The organism is Arthrobacter sp. S39 (genome assembly GCF_004320525.1).
Classification (GTDB): Bacteria; Actinomycetota; Actinomycetes; order Actinomycetales; family Micrococcaceae; genus Arthrobacter.
In genome coordinates this window covers 46,809-60,652 of sequence record NZ_SIHX01000002.1, presented here as the reverse complement: position 1 = coordinate 60,652, position 13,844 = coordinate 46,809, and the positions used below count along the sequence as shown (strand labels likewise).

Annotated in this window: 14 protein-coding genes; all 14 read left to right on the top strand. The window is 68.9% G+C overall.

The genetic code is table 11. The features are described from left to right. The first annotated feature begins 29 nt into the window (after window positions 1–29). A complete protein-coding gene (locus EYS21_RS04230; RefSeq protein WP_131131968.1) occupies window positions 30–911 on the top strand; it encodes a shikimate dehydrogenase in 882 nt (293 codons plus the stop codon). Next, complete coding sequence (locus tag EYS21_RS04225) at window positions 911–2,857, top strand: sugar phosphate isomerase/epimerase and 4-hydroxyphenylpyruvate domain-containing protein (RefSeq protein ID WP_131131967.1); 1,947 nt, start codon at window positions 911–913, stop codon at window positions 2,855–2,857. Before EYS21_RS04230 ends, EYS21_RS04225 begins: the two co-directional genes overlap by 1 nt. Window positions 2,858–2,912: 55 nt before the next feature. After that, window positions 2,913–3,788, top strand: coding sequence for a protocatechuate 3,4-dioxygenase subunit beta (gene pcaH, locus EYS21_RS04220; protein ID WP_131131966.1), 876 nt, complete (start codon window positions 2,913–2,915; stop codon window positions 3,786–3,788). A 4-nt stretch (window positions 3,789–3,792) separates the two neighbouring features. Next, window positions 3,793–4,359 carry a protocatechuate 3,4-dioxygenase subunit alpha gene (pcaG, locus tag EYS21_RS04215; protein WP_131131965.1) on the top strand — a complete coding sequence of 189 codons (567 nt, stop codon included), beginning with the start codon at window positions 3,793–3,795 and terminating at the stop codon, window positions 4,357–4,359. After that, on the top strand, window positions 4,356–5,861 hold the full coding sequence (locus EYS21_RS04210; RefSeq protein ID WP_131131964.1) for a lyase family protein: 1,506 nt from the start codon (window positions 4,356–4,358) through the stop codon (window positions 5,859–5,861). Before pcaG ends, EYS21_RS04210 begins: the two co-directional genes overlap by 4 nt. Next, a complete protein-coding gene (locus EYS21_RS04205) occupies window positions 5,854–6,672 on the top strand; it encodes an alpha/beta fold hydrolase (protein ID WP_131131963.1) in 819 nt (272 codons plus the stop codon). Before EYS21_RS04210 ends, EYS21_RS04205 begins: the two co-directional genes overlap by 8 nt. Continuing rightward, window positions 6,669–7,136 (top strand): 4-carboxymuconolactone decarboxylase, encoded by a 468-nt coding sequence (pcaC, locus tag EYS21_RS04200; protein WP_131131962.1) that lies wholly within the window; start codon window positions 6,669–6,671, stop codon window positions 7,134–7,136. Before EYS21_RS04205 ends, pcaC begins: the two co-directional genes overlap by 4 nt. 102 nt (window positions 7,137–7,238) lie before the next feature. Beyond that, a complete protein-coding gene (locus EYS21_RS04195; protein WP_131131961.1) occupies window positions 7,239–8,438 on the top strand; it encodes a thiolase family protein in 1,200 nt (399 codons plus the stop codon). Window positions 8,439–8,443: 5 nt separating this feature from the next. Then, on the top strand, window positions 8,444–9,103 hold the full coding sequence (locus tag EYS21_RS04190; RefSeq protein WP_131131960.1) for a 3-oxoacid CoA-transferase subunit A: 660 nt from the start codon (window positions 8,444–8,446) through the stop codon (window positions 9,101–9,103). 1 nt (window position 9,104) lies between these two features. Beyond that, entirely contained in the window at window positions 9,105–9,785 is a 681-nt protein-coding gene (locus tag EYS21_RS04185; RefSeq protein WP_131131959.1) for a 3-oxoacid CoA-transferase subunit B, read from the top strand. 96 nt (window positions 9,786–9,881) lie between these two features. Further along, entirely contained in the window at window positions 9,882–10,691 is an 810-nt protein-coding gene (locus EYS21_RS04180) for an IclR family transcriptional regulator C-terminal domain-containing protein (RefSeq protein ID WP_131131958.1), read from the top strand. Between the two features lie 186 nt (window positions 10,692–10,877). Continuing rightward, window positions 10,878–12,101, top strand: coding sequence for a Re/Si-specific NAD(P)(+) transhydrogenase subunit alpha (locus EYS21_RS04175; RefSeq protein ID WP_131131957.1), 1,224 nt, complete (start codon window positions 10,878–10,880; stop codon window positions 12,099–12,101). Further along, entirely contained in the window at window positions 12,101–12,421 is a 321-nt protein-coding gene (locus EYS21_RS04170; protein ID WP_131131956.1) for an NAD(P) transhydrogenase subunit alpha, read from the top strand. Before EYS21_RS04175 ends, EYS21_RS04170 begins: the two co-directional genes overlap by 1 nt. Then, entirely contained in the window at window positions 12,418–13,791 is a 1,374-nt protein-coding gene (locus EYS21_RS04165) for an NAD(P)(+) transhydrogenase (Re/Si-specific) subunit beta (RefSeq protein WP_131131955.1), read from the top strand. Before EYS21_RS04170 ends, EYS21_RS04165 begins: the two co-directional genes overlap by 4 nt. Window positions 13,792–13,844 lie beyond the last annotated feature (53 nt).

Here is a 13,844-nt window from a genome sequence, read left to right as displayed (position 1 = left end):
CCGGTGCCGTTACCAAAGGAGCTGCACGGATGAGTAATCGAACTGAGTCCTACCTGGTGGGACTGGTCGGGGATGGCGTCATGCCGTCGCTCACCCCCCACATGCACGAACGCGAAGGCGACGTGCAGGGCCTGCGCTATCTGTACCGCCCCATCGACCTGCTGGAACTCGGACTTCCCGGCGAATCCGTCGGCCACCTGCTGCAGAGCGCCCGCAGCCTTGGCTTCAACGGCCTGAACATCACGCACCCCTGCAAGCAGCTGGTGCTGCAGCACCTGGATGAGGTCTCCCCGGACGCCCTCCGGCTCGGTGCCGTCAACACCGTGGTGATCGAGGACGGCCGGTTCATCGGCCACAACACCGATTTCTCCGGCTTTGCCGCTGCCCTCGCCTCCGGCCTCCCCGCTGCGAAGCTGGACCGCGTGGTCCAGCTGGGTGCCGGCGGCGCCGGATCGGCCGTCGCCTACGCCCTGCTCACCGCGGGCGTTAAGGCCCTGGACCTGGTGGACGTGGACCCCGCCCGCTGCGCCGCAAAGGCCGCAGAACTGGCCGGCTTCTTCCCGCAGAGCACCGTCACAGCCCGGACGACGGCGGAGCTGCCGCAGCTGCTGCCCCTCGCCGACGGCCTGGTCCACTGCACCCCCGTGGGAATGGCCGCCCACCCCGGCGTCCCGCTGGACCTGGACCTGCTGGAACCCCGGCACTGGGTGGCGGACATCGTCTACCGCCCCATCGACACCGAACTGGTCCGCGGCGCACGCGCCAAAGGCTGCGACGTCCTGGACGGCGGCCGCATGGCCGTGGGACAGGCGGCGGATGCCTTCCGGATCTTCACCGGGCTGACAGCCGACGCCGACCGGATGCGCTCGCACTTCCTGGAACTTGTGGCGGCGGAAGAGGTGGCCGCCTGATGCGCACCGGAATCGCCACCGTCTGCCTTTCGGGCACGCTGAAGGAGAAGATGCAGGCCTGCGCCATCGCAGGCTTCGACGGCATCGAGATCTTCGAGCAGGACCTGGTCACCTCGCCGCTGACGCCCGAGGATGTCCGCAAGATGGCGGCGGACCTTGGCCTGACCCTTGACCTGTACCAGCCCTTCCGCGACTTCGACAGCGTGTCCGAGGACCTCCTGGCCGCCAACCTCCGCCGCGCAGAGGCCAAGTTCAGGCTGATGGCCCGGCTGGGCATGGACACCATCCTGGTCTGCTCCAACGTGGCCACCGCCAGCATCGACAGCGACGACCTCCGGACCGAGCAGCTGGGACGCCTGGCCGAACTGGCCGGCGACCACGGGGTCAAGGTTGCCTACGAGGCCCTGGCCTGGGGCAAGTACGTCAGCGACTACGAGCACGCGCACCGGCTGGTGGAAGCCGTGGACCACCCCAACCTGGGCACCTGCCTGGACTCCTTCCACATCCTGTCCCGCGACTGGGACACGGCACCCATCGAGGCGTTCAACCCGGAGAAGATCTTCTTCGTCCAGGTGGCGGACGCCCCCAAGCTCTCCATGGATGTGCTGTCCTGGAGCCGGCACTACCGGGTCTTCCCGGGTGAAGGCCAGTTCGGGCTCGCCAAGTTCATGGGCCACGTGGTCCGCGCCGGCTATGCCGGCCCCGTGTCACTCGAGATCTTTAACGACGTCTTCCGCCAGTCGGACGTGGAGCGCACCGCCGTCGACGGCATGCGCTCGCTGATCTGGCTGGAGGAACAGAGCGCCAAGTGGCTGGACGCCAGCGCCCCGGTGCTGTCCGGCGCCGCGCCGGGCGCCGGGGCGGGCACCCAGGCCGCGGGCCGCCGTCGTTATCCGATGGAACTGGCCACGCTCCCGCAGGTGGCCGAACCGGCAGGCTTCAACTTCGCCGAGGTCAAGGCGGCCGACACCGCCGGGCTGGAAACAGTCCTGGGCCAGCTGGGCTTCGAGTTCAACGGCCGCCACCGCACCAAGGACGTCCAGCTGTGGACCATGGGCCACGCCCGGGTGATCATCAACGAGGCCGGCCCCGACGCCGGGGATGCAGCGGCCGGTATTGCTGCCCTTGGTTTCGACGTCGATTCACCCGTGATCGCCTCGGCCCGTGCCCAGCAGCTCAAGGCCCCGGCGGTGCCCCGCAAGAGCCAGGCGAACGAGGAGGTGTTCCAGGGCTTCGCCGCCCCGGACTCCACCGAGATCTTCCTGTGCCAGGGCAGCCCCGACGGGACCGCGGCCTGGACCAGCGAATTCGGCGAGGGCCTCGAAGTGCCCGCCGCCGGCGCCCCGGCCGTGATCGACCACGTGAACCTGGCCCAGCCCTGGCAGCACTTTGACGAGGCAGTCCTCTTCTACACCAGCGCCCTGGCCCTGGAACCGCAGCCGTTCGCGGAGGTTCCCAGCCCCACGGGCCTGGTCCGCTCGCAGGTGATGCTCACCGAAAACCGCGCCGTGCGGCTCGTGCTGAACCTCGCCCCGCTCATCCAGCAGGACGGCGCTTCCGGTGGTTCTGGCGCCGCGGAGTCCGACGGCGGGGGCACCGGTGCGCGCAGGACCTACCAGGAACACATCGCCTTCGCCGTGGACGACCTGGTGGCCACCGCGCGGGACTGCAAGGCCCGCGGACTGGAGTTCCTGGAGATCCCGGCGAACTACTACGAGGACCTGGACGCACGGTTCGGACTGGCGCCGGAGTTCCTGGCCACGCTGCAGGAACTGAACCTCCTGTATGACCGGGACGCCGACGGCGAGTTCCTGCATTTCTACACGGCCACCGTGGGAAGCGTGTTCTTCGAAATGGTGGAACGCCGCGGAAACTATGACGGCTACGGCGCCCCCAACGCTCCCGTCCGGCACGCAGTCCAGTACGACCTCCTGCACCGCACCTGACCCGTCCACCGAATCCCAGCACCTTTAACAACAGCAACCACGAAAGGAGCCAGCCGTGCCGCAGCACATCACTACCGAACAGCTTGACACCGACGAGCTCGTACCGGCCGCCGAACCCCATGCCGGGCACCTGCCCCTGGACCGCGCCATCGAGACCCAGGCCGATCTCAGTGCAGAGATTAACGCCATGGGTGAGGCGTATGCCCGGGCGCTCAAGGACGGCACCCCCGCCGAGACCCAGCCCCGTTTGGACTACCCGCCCTACCGCAGCAGCATCCTGCGGCACCCCACCAAGAGCCTGCAGCACGCAGACCCGGAGACCATCGAGCTGTACTCGCCCGCCTTCGGACACCAGGACGTGCACGCCCTGGAGTCGGACCTGACCATCCAGCACAACGGCGAACCCCAGGGTGAGCGCATCATCGTCGCAGGCAAGGTCCTCGACGGCGACGGCCGCCCCGTTGCCGGCCAGCTCGTGGAAATCTGGCAGGCCAACGCCGCGGGCCGCTACATGCACAAGCGCGACCAGCACCCGGCCCCGCTGGACCCCAACTTCACCGGCATCGGCCGCTGCATCACCGGCCCGGACGGCTCCTACCGGTTCACCACCATCAAGCCCGGCGCCTACCCGTGGAAGAACCACCTCAACGCCTGGCGCCCCGCCCACATCCACTTCTCGATGTTCGGCACCGAGTTCACCCAGCGCATCATCACGCAGATGTACTTCCCGGGCGACCAGCTCTTCCCGCTGGACCCGATTTACCAGACCATCGTGGACCCGGACGCCCGTGACCGCCTGGTGGCCAAGTACGACCACGACCTGACCGAACCCGAGTGGGCCCTGGGCTACAACTGGGACATTGTCCTGACCGGCCCGAAGCGGACGTGGACCGAAAACGAAGCGCTCGGCGCAGAAGGTGATGAGGAATAGGCGCATGAGCAACCAGACCACCAAGCTTGTTCCCACCCCCGGCCAGACCGTCGGCCCGTTCTACGGCTACGCGCTGCCCTTCGAGAAGGACAACGAACTCCTGGCACCCGGCTCGCCGGGCTCCATCCGACTCCAGGGCACCGTGTACGACGGTGCAGGCGAGACCGTCCCGGACGCCATCCTGGAAATCTGGCAGCCCGACGCCGAGGGCAAGATCGTGCAAAAGACCGGTTCGCTGGTCCGCGACGGCTACACCTTCACCGGCTGGGGCCGCGGCTCCGTGGGCTACTCCGGTGTGTTCACCTTCACCACGGTCAACCCCGGCCCCACCGAACCGGGGGCGGCGCCGTTCATTTCGGTAGCCATCTTTGCCCGTGGCCTGACGAACCGACTGTTCACCCGCATCTACCTGCCGGAGAATGAGGAAGCCCTCGCAACGGACCCGCTGCTCAGCTCCCTGGACCCGGAACGCCGGAAAACCCTGATCGCCCGCCGCGATCCGGACGGCGGACTGACCTGGGACATCCGGCTGCAGGGTGAGGGCGAAACAGTCTTCCTGGACTTCCAGTGAACAAGACCCCCGGCACGGGAGGTACCGTCAATTCCGGAAGCGCGGCCGACGGCGACGCCGGCCTGCTGAGCCCCGTGTCGGCGTCGCCCCTGGTGGCGGCGCTGACGGGGGACCGCGCGGTGCTGGCGGCGATCCTCGCCGTCGAGTCCGGCTGGGCCGCCGTGCTGGAGAAGGCCGGCCTGGCGCCGTCCGGCTCCGGCGCCGTCGTGGCCTCCGCTGCTGAGGCGGGCCGCTACGACGTGGCGGACATCGCGCTCCGTGCCCAGGGTGGTGGCAACCCCGTGATCCCGCTGCTGGCCGACCTGCGGAAGCAGGTCCAGGCGCGGGACACCGCCAACGTGGGCGCCGTGAAAGCGGTGCACACGTCACTGACCAGCCAGGACGTGCTGGACACGGCCCTGATGCTGCTGGCCCGCAACACTGTTGAGGCGCTGCTGGCCGACCTGAAAAGCACGACGGCGGCGCTCGCCGCCCTCGCGGAACAGCATGCGGACACGCTGTGCGTGGGCAGGAGCCTGACCCAGCACTCGCTGCCGTTCACCTTCGGGCTCCGCGCCGCGCAGTGGTTCCACGGCGTGGCCGCGGCAGGCCGGCAGCTGGAGCACGTGGAGCTGCCGGTACAGTTCGGCGGTGCCGCCGGCACCCTCGCCGCCGGCACCGTGCTGACCTCCGGGACGGCGTCCACCCCCTTTGGCCTGGCGTATTCGCTGGCCGAACAGCTGGGCCTGGCCGCGGCGCCCGCACCGTGGCACACCAACCGCCTGGCCATCACGTCCCTCGGAAATGCCCTGGCCTCGGTGCTGGACGCGTACGGCAAAATCGCCGCAGACGTCCTGTTCCTCAGCCGTCCCGAGTTGGCCGAGTTGGCCGAGCCGCGGGCCGCGGGCAGGGGCGTGTCCTCGGCCATGCCGCAGAAGCAGAACCCCGTGCTCTCCGTCCTGGTCCGGAGCGCCGCCCTGCAGGCGCCGCAGCTCGCGGCCCAGCTGCACCTGGCTGCCGCCAATTTCAACGACGAACGCCCCGACGGTGCCTGGCACACGGAATGGCCTGCCCTGCGCGGGCTGCTCCGGCTGGCCCTTGCCGCGGCCGGCCACGTCAAGGAACTGACGGAAGGCCTGCAGGTTTTCCCGGTGGCCATGCGCCGCAACCTGGACCTCGCCGGACCGCTGCTGCTGGCCGAAGGGGTGGGCGCCGCCGTCGCACCGCTTCTGGACGACAAGGACGGTGCCACCGGCAAGCAGCAGCTCCAGGCGGTGGTGGACCGGACCCTTGAGGTGCCGGCCGCCGACCAGGCGGGGACCTACCGGCGGCTGCTCCGCGAAGCGGTGCCGGCCGGCCAGCTCACGGATCTTCGGCTGGAAGAGCTCCTGGATCCGGCCAGTTACCTGGGCCAGGCCGCCGGGATCTCCCGCCGCATCCTCGCCGCGTTCCCGGACTTTACGCGTTCCGCAGCATCCCACACGTCAGCATCCAACGATCCGAACGGAGCCAACCGTGGCTAAACCGACTCTGAAGGCAGTGCTGCTTTCGCCCCAGCGCCCGCTGGGGGACAGGCCCCTGCTCGTCGCCGGACCGTCCCTCGGCACGTCCACGCTCCTGTGGACCGAGGCGGCAACACTGCTCGGCACCGACTACGACGTGGTGGCCTGGGACCTGCCCGGCCACGGCGTCTCGCCGGCGGCCATCGAAGGCTTTGACGTGGCCGACCTCGCGGATGCCGTGGTGGACCTCGTGGACACCATTGCGCCCGGCGCCGGTTTCCACTACGCCGGGGTCTCCCTCGGCGGCGCCACCGGCCTGCAGCTGGGGATCAAGCACGGCGAACGCCTCAAGAGCCTGTCGGTCCAGTGCAGCGGCGCGAAGCTCGGCACCCCGGAAGGCTGGCTGGAACGCGCCGAAACCGTGCGCACCCAGGGCACCCCCGTGATGATCCAGGGCTCGGCGCAGCGCTGGTTCGCGCCGGGGTTCATGGACCGCGAACCCGCCCGGAGCAGCCACCTCCTGCACGCCCTCCGCGACGCCGACCGCTTCAGCTACGCCTTCTGCTGCGAAGCACTGGCATCCTTTGACGTCCGCGCGGACCTCGGCAGCATCAGTGTCCCCACGCAGGCGCTGGCCGGTGCGGAGGACACTGTTGCGCCGCCGTCGTTCGCGGAGGAAGTGGCGGCGGGCATCACTGCCGGCGGGGGCACCGCCAACGCCGTGACCCTGGGCGGCGTGGCCCACCTGGCCCCGTTCGAGGCACCCGGCCACGTGGCCGACCTGCTCCGGAACCTCATCTCATGGACCGAATCCCAGGAGGCAGCCAAATGAGCAGCATTGACCTTCCAGGCGCACGGAATGGCGTCGTCCAGCCGGATGCCACCAGCCAGGAGATCTACGACGGCGGCATGGTGGTCCGCCGCGAGGTGCTGGGCGCCGCGCATGTGGACCGGGCCAACGCCAACAAGGACGAATTCACCGAAGACTTCCAGGACATGATCACGCGGATCGCGTGGGGTGGCATCTGGACCCGCCCGGGCCTCCCACGGCAGATGCGCTCTGCCGTGACCATCACTGCGATGGTGGCGCACGGGCACTGGGAAGAGCTGGCCATGCACATCCGCGCGGCCATCACCAACGGCCTGAGCCGGGATGAGATCAAGGAAATCCTGCTGCAGACCGCCATCTACTGCGGAGTCCCCTCCGCCAACACAGCATTCAAGACCGCCCAGCAGGTGTTCCGCGACCTGGACGCGGCCGATAAGGACGCATCCGCCGCCGGCGCACCCAACTAGCCACCCCGCCCAACTAGGTAGCACTAAGTGTCGTTTTGAGCCCTCAAAACGACACTTACTGCGACCTAGTTGGGGATCCACGCAGAATTTAGAGGAAAAGTTATGAACCAGGCTTTTGTGTACGACGCCGTGCGCACCCCCTTCGGTAAGTTCGGCTCGGGTCTCGCGGGTGTCCGCCCGGATGACTTGGCAGCGCACGTGATCACCGAGTCCGTGAAGCGGGCCCCGGGCCTCGACCCGGAGCGGATCGACGAGGTGGTCTTCGGCAACGCCAACGGCGCCGGCGAGGAAAACCGCAACATCGCCCGCATGGGCACCCTGCTCGCAGGCCTGCCGGTCTCCATTCCGGGGACGACGGTGAACCGGTTGTGCGGGTCGTCGCTGGACGCGGCGATCATCGCCTCACGCCAGATCAACGCCGGCGACGCGGACCTGATGCTGGTGGGCGGCGCGGAGTCGATGTCCCGTGCCCCGTGGGTGCTGCCCAAGACCGAGAAGCCCTACCCGGCCGGTGACATGACCCTGGCGTCCACCACGCTGGGCTGGCGCCTGGTGAACAAGGCCATGCCCAAGGAGTGGACCATCTCCCTGGGTGAGGCCACCGAGCGGCTGCGTGAAAAGTACGGCGTGACCCGCGAGCAGCAGGACGAGTTCGCCGCCAACTCCCACAACCTTTCGGCAGCTGCGTGGGACGAGGGTTTCTACGACAACCTCGTGGCCCCGGTGCCGGGCACTGACCTGGTCCGCGACGAAGGCATCCGGGCCGGTTCTTCGGCGGAGAAACTCGCCGGGCTGAAGACGGTGTTCCGTGCCGAGGGCGGCACCGTCACCGCGGGGAACGCGTCGCCGCTGTCCGACGGCGCCTCCGCGGCCTGGATTGGCAGCGAGGCGGCCGCCGGGCTGCTGGGGCTCGAACCGCTGGCGCGGATCGCCGGACGCGGCGCGCACGGCAACGACCCCCAGTTCTTCGGGTACGCCCCGGTGGAGGCGGCGAACAAGGCCCTCGCGAAGGCGGGCATCGGCTGGGACCAGGTGGGCGCCGTCGAACTTAACGAGGCGTTTGCCGCGCAGTCCCTGGCGTGCATCAACGCCTGGGGCATCGACCCCTCGATCGTGAACCGTCACGGCGGCGCGATCGCAATGGGCCATCCGCTCGGCGCTTCCGGCACCCGGATCCTGGGCACCCTCGCCCGGTCCCTGCAGGCCTCCGGTGAGCGGTGGGGTGTCGCGGCGATCTGCATCGGCGTGGGCCAGGGCCTGGCCGTGGTGCTCGAAAACGTAACTGCTGGTGTGAAGGGCTGAGAGAGATGCTGAATTTTGTAGACACCGTGGCCGATGCCGTCGCCGAGATCAAAGACGGTTCCACCGTGATGATCGGCGGGTTCGGCAACGCCGGGCAGCCGTTCGAACTGATCGACGCGCTGATGGACTGCGGAGCCCGCGAGCTGACCGTGGTGAACAACAACGCCGGCCAGGGCGACCAGGGCCTGGCCCTGCTGATCAAGGAGGGCCGGGTGAAGAAGATGATCTGCTCCTTCCCGCGGCAGTCCGACTCCTGGCACTTCGACGCCAAGTACAAGGCCGGACAGATCGAGCTGGAGCTCGTCCCGCAGGGCAACCTCGCCGAACGCATCCGTGCCGCCGGAGCAGGCATCGGCGGGTTCTTCACCCCCACCGGTTACGGCACCATGCTGGCCGAGGGCAAGGAAACCCGGATCATCGACGGCCGCGGCCAGGTCTTCGAAACGCCCATCCACGCCGACGTCGCGCTGATCAAGGCGCTCAAGGCCGACGGCAAGGGCAACCTCGTATACCGCAAAACCGCACGGAACTTCGGCCCCATCATGGCCGCCGCGGCGAAGCAGTCCATTGTCCAGGTCTCAGAAATCGTCCCCACCGGGGCGCTGGACCCGGAGACTGTCGTCACGCCCGGAATCTACGTCAACACCATTGTGAAGGTGGCCTGAGATGAGCATCGAAACTTCCATCCAGACATCCGCGACGCCGCTGGGCCGTGACGACCTCGCCCGGCTCGTGGCCAAGGACATCAAGCCCGGCTCGTTCGTGAACCTCGGCATCGGCCAGCCCACCCTGGTCTCCAACTACCTCAACGCGGACCGGGACATCACCCTGCACACCGAGAACGGCATGCTGGGCATGGGCCCGGAAGCCAAGGGCGAGCAGATCGACGGCGACCTCATCAACGCCGGCAAGATCCCCGTCACCGAACTCCCGGGGGCGTCCTACTTCCACCACGCCGACTCGTTCGCGATCATGCGCGGCGGGCACCTGGACATCTGCGTGCTCGGCGCGTTCCAGGTCTCGGCCACCGGCGACCTCGCCAACTGGCACACCGGCGCGCCGGACGCCATCCCCGCCGTGGGCGGCGCGATGGACCTCGCCACCGGCGCCAAGGACGTGTTCGTGATGATGACGCTCCTGACCCGCGAGGGCGCGTCCAAGATCGTGGAGGCCTGCACCTACCCGCTCACCGGCGTCGGCTGCGTGACCCGCGTGTACACCGACAAGGCGGTGTTCCTCACCGGGCCCGGCGGCGTCCAGGTCCGCGAGACCTTCGGCTGCACGCTGGAGGAGCTCCAGGAACTGGTGCCGGTCCCGCTCACAGCAGCCCCCGCCGTCGTACCTTAACACCCCCACCCCCGGCGCGAACTGGCACGTAATCCCCTCAAACCCGTTGATTTGAGGGGATTATGTGCCAGTTCGCGCCGAATAGGATTGGTAACCATGACCAACGCACCAGCAGACACGCAGGCCGCTCCGCAGGCGGGCGACCAGTACGTGCAGTCGCTGGCGCGCGGGCTGGCCGTGATCCGTGCTTTCGACACGGATCACCCCCTGATGACGCTCACCGAAGTCGCGGCCCGCACGGACCTGACCCGGGCCACCGCCCGGCGCTTCCTGCACACGCTGGTGGAACTGGGCTACGTCCGCACCGACGGCAAGACCTTCGCGCTGACGGCCAAGGTGCTCCAGCTCGGCTACGCCTACCTCTCCGGGCTGTCGCTGCCGCAGCTTGCCCAGCCGCACCTGGAGGAACTGTCACTGAAGCTTGGGGAGTCCACCTCCGCCGCGGTCCTGGACGGCACGGACATCGCCTACATCGCCCGGGTGACCACGCGCCGGATCATGAATGTGGGCATCACCGTGGGTACCCGCTTCCCGGCGTATGCCACGTCGATGGGCAGGGTGCTGCTGGCCGCGCTGCCGCCGGCCGAACTGAAGGCCTACGTGGCCGCCGCGGAGATCAAGCCGCTGACACCCCGCGCGCTGGGCACACCCCAGGAACTGCTCGCAGTCCTGGACACTGTCCGCGCACAGGGCTGGTGCCTGCTGGACCAGGAGCTGGAACTTGGGCTGATGTCCGTGGCAGCCCCGGTTCAGGACGGACCCAAGGTGGTGGCCGCGGTGAACGTTTCCCTGCAGGCCCAGTCCGTCGCTGCCCAGCCGGACCCTGAGGCGTACCTTGCCTCGGTGGCGAAGGAAATCGTGGCTACGGCAAAGCTCATCTCGGCGGACCTGACCGCCCGGGGGTAGCGCGCGAACAGGCACGTAATACCCCCAAAACACGAATCTGGGGGAATTAGCTGCCAGTTCGCGCAGGGGGCCATAGACTCTAGCCAACTACGTGAAGCAGTGCCGCTCCGCGACGTTCCCGCCGGTCAACCGGACGGGCGCCACCCCTGAGGCCCTGCCGCACACGGCTGTGAGGGGAGTTGGCGGGTGAAACTGGGCATACCGCGGGAACGCCATGAGGGTGAACGGCGCGTGGCCGCCACCCCGGAGACGGTCAAGCAACTGGCCGGACTCGGCCTGGACGTGCTGATTGAGTCGGGGGCAGGGGACCCGGCCGGACATAGCGACCACGAATACATGCATGCCGGCGCCACCACAGTCCCGGCCCTTGACCCAGCCGACCTGGACATCCTGGTCCACGTCCGCCCCCTGGATCCGGCGACAGCCAAGTCGCTGAAATCCGGCGCCTTCACCGTGGGGATGGCCTCGCCGTCGTCCGAACTGGCCACCGTCCAGGCGCTCGCTGACGGCGGCGTCACCTCCTTCGCCCTGGAACTGGTGCCCCGCATCTCCCGCGCCCAGTCCATGGATGCCCTCAGCTCCCAGGCCCTGGTGGCCGGCTACCGCTGCGTCCTGGAAGCCGCCATCCGCCTGCCGCGCTTCTTCCCCCTCTACATGACCGCCGCCGGAACGGTACCGCCCGCCCGGGTGCTGGTGCTCGGTGCCGGGGTGGCCGGGCTGCAGGCCATCGGCACCGCCAAACGGCTCGGCGCCCGCGTCTCCGCCAACGACATCCGCCCGGCCTCCGCGGACGAGGTCGCATCCATGGGCGGCACCTTTATCAGGCTCGACCTCGAAACAGCAGAGGCCTCCGGCGGCTACGCCCGCGAACTCAGCGCCGACCGCGGCGCCCTCCAGCGTGAACTTCTCGCACCGCACGTCGCCCAGGCGGATGTCCTGATTACGACGGCGGCAGTCCCCGGCAGGCGCGCGCCGCTCCTGGTGAGCCGCCAGATGGTGCAGGCCATGCGGCCCGGTTCCGTCGTCGTCGACCTCGCCGCGGAGACCGGCGGCAATGTGGAGGGATCCGTTCCCGGCGAGGACATCCTGGTGCCCACCGCGGACGGGCAGGGCTACGTCACGCTGGTGGGGCTGAAGGACGCGCCGTCAGCGATGGCCTCGGATGCATCCCGCCTCTACGCCAAGAACGTGGCCAACCTGCTCGCCCTGATGACCCGGGACGGTGTGGTCGCCCCCGATTTCGACGACGATGTGGTGGCCGGTGCCTGCCTCACTCACGACGGTGCGGTGCGGCACCTGCCCACGGCGGAGGCCCTCGCCACGCTCGTCCCGGCGCTGCCCGACCATTCACCCAGGGTCCAGGCCGACGGCGTCCACGTCGACAGCGTCCACAGCGAGGGGGGAATCTGATGGACGGCATGAGCCTGCTGACCGTCACCGTGCTGGCCGTTTTTGTCGGCTTCGAAGTGGTTTCCAAGGTCTCCAGCACGCTGCACACACCGCTGATGTCCGGGGCGAACGCCATCCACGGCATCATCCTCGTGGGCGCCATCATCGTGGCGGGCCAGGCCGCCGACCCGGTGATCCTGGCCGTGGCGCTGCTCGCCGTGGTGCTGGCTACCGCCAACCTGGTGGGCGGCTTTGTGGTCACCGACCGGATGCTGCACATGTTCCACGGCCGGAAGGAAGCCGCCGGCAAGGCAGCCGCGGGCAAGGGGGAAGGACAGTGACCCTCCTCGATCCGGTCTGGACCTCCCTCCTCTACCTCATAGCCGCCGTGTTTTTCATCCTTGCACTGCGCGGCCTCAGCTCCCCACGCACCGCGCGCCGCGGAAACCTGGTGGGTGCCTTCGGCGCGCTGTTGGCCGTCATCACGGTCTTCCTGTCCGCCCGTCTGGACAACATTCCCTGGATCATCGGCGCCATCGCGGTGGGCACCGCCGTGGCCGCACCCGTGGCCCGGCGCGTACAGATGACCCAGATGCCCCAGCTCGTGGCGCTCTTCAACGGCGTGGGCGGCGGTGCCGCGGCCCTCGTGGCACTCCTGGAGCTCGGCCACACAGCGGACCCGTGGGTGCGCCTCGCCATTGTCTTCACCCTCCTGGTGGGAGCCGTGTCCTTCGCCGGATCCGGGGTCACTTTCGCCAAGCTCCAGGAGCTGATGACCACCCGCCCCGTCGTGTTCCCCGGACTGCCGGTGGTGATGGCAGCGGTGCTGCTCGCCGCGGTGGGTGCCGCCGTCGCCGTCGTCCTGACCGGTTCCCTGCCGCTCGCGGTGCTGCTGATGGTCCTGGGCCTCGCCGCCGGAGTGCTGCTGGTGCTCCCGGTGGGCGGCGCGGACGTGCCCATCGTCATCTCGCTGCTGAACGCGTTCACCGGCCTGGCGGTGGCCGCGTCCGGCGTGGTGCTGGGCAACGTCCTGCTGGTGGTGGCTGGCACGCTCGTGGGCGCCTCCGGTACCATCCTCACCCGGGCCATGGCCGCGGCGATGGGCCGCAGCGTGGCAGGCATCCTGTTCGGCGCCTTCCGGGGAGGTTCGACGGCGGGATCCACCGCCGTGAGCGAACGTCCCGTCAGGTCCTCCAGCGCAGAGGACGTCGCAGTGCTGCTGGGCTACGCGCAGCGGGTGATCATCGTGCCCGGTTACGGCCTGGCTGTGGCGCAGGGACAGCACACCGCCGCCGAACTGGCGCTGGCCCTTGAGGCCCGCGGCATCGAGGTGGACTTCGCCATCCACCCAGTGGCGGGCCGGATGCCGGGGCACATGAACGTGCTCCTGGCCGAGGCCAACGTGCCGTACGAGTCGCTCAAGGAGATGGGCGAGATCAACTCGGAGTTCCGGACGGCGGACGTGGCGCTGGTGGTGGGCGCCAACGACGTCGTCAACCCGGCTGCAAAGACGTCCTCCGGGTCGCCGATCTACGGCATGCCCATCCTGGAGGTGTCCGACGCCCGCCAGGTGATTTTCCTGAAGCGCTCCATGCGGCCGGGATTCGCGGGAATCGAGAACGAGCTGCTGTACGAACCGCAGACCTCCCTGCTCTTCGGCGACGCCAAGGATTCCCTGGCCAAGGTGCTGGGCGCGGTGAAGGCGCTGTAGCCTGCGGATCGTAGGATCAAGACTGATACCTGCCCCGACATTTCGCGAGGAGC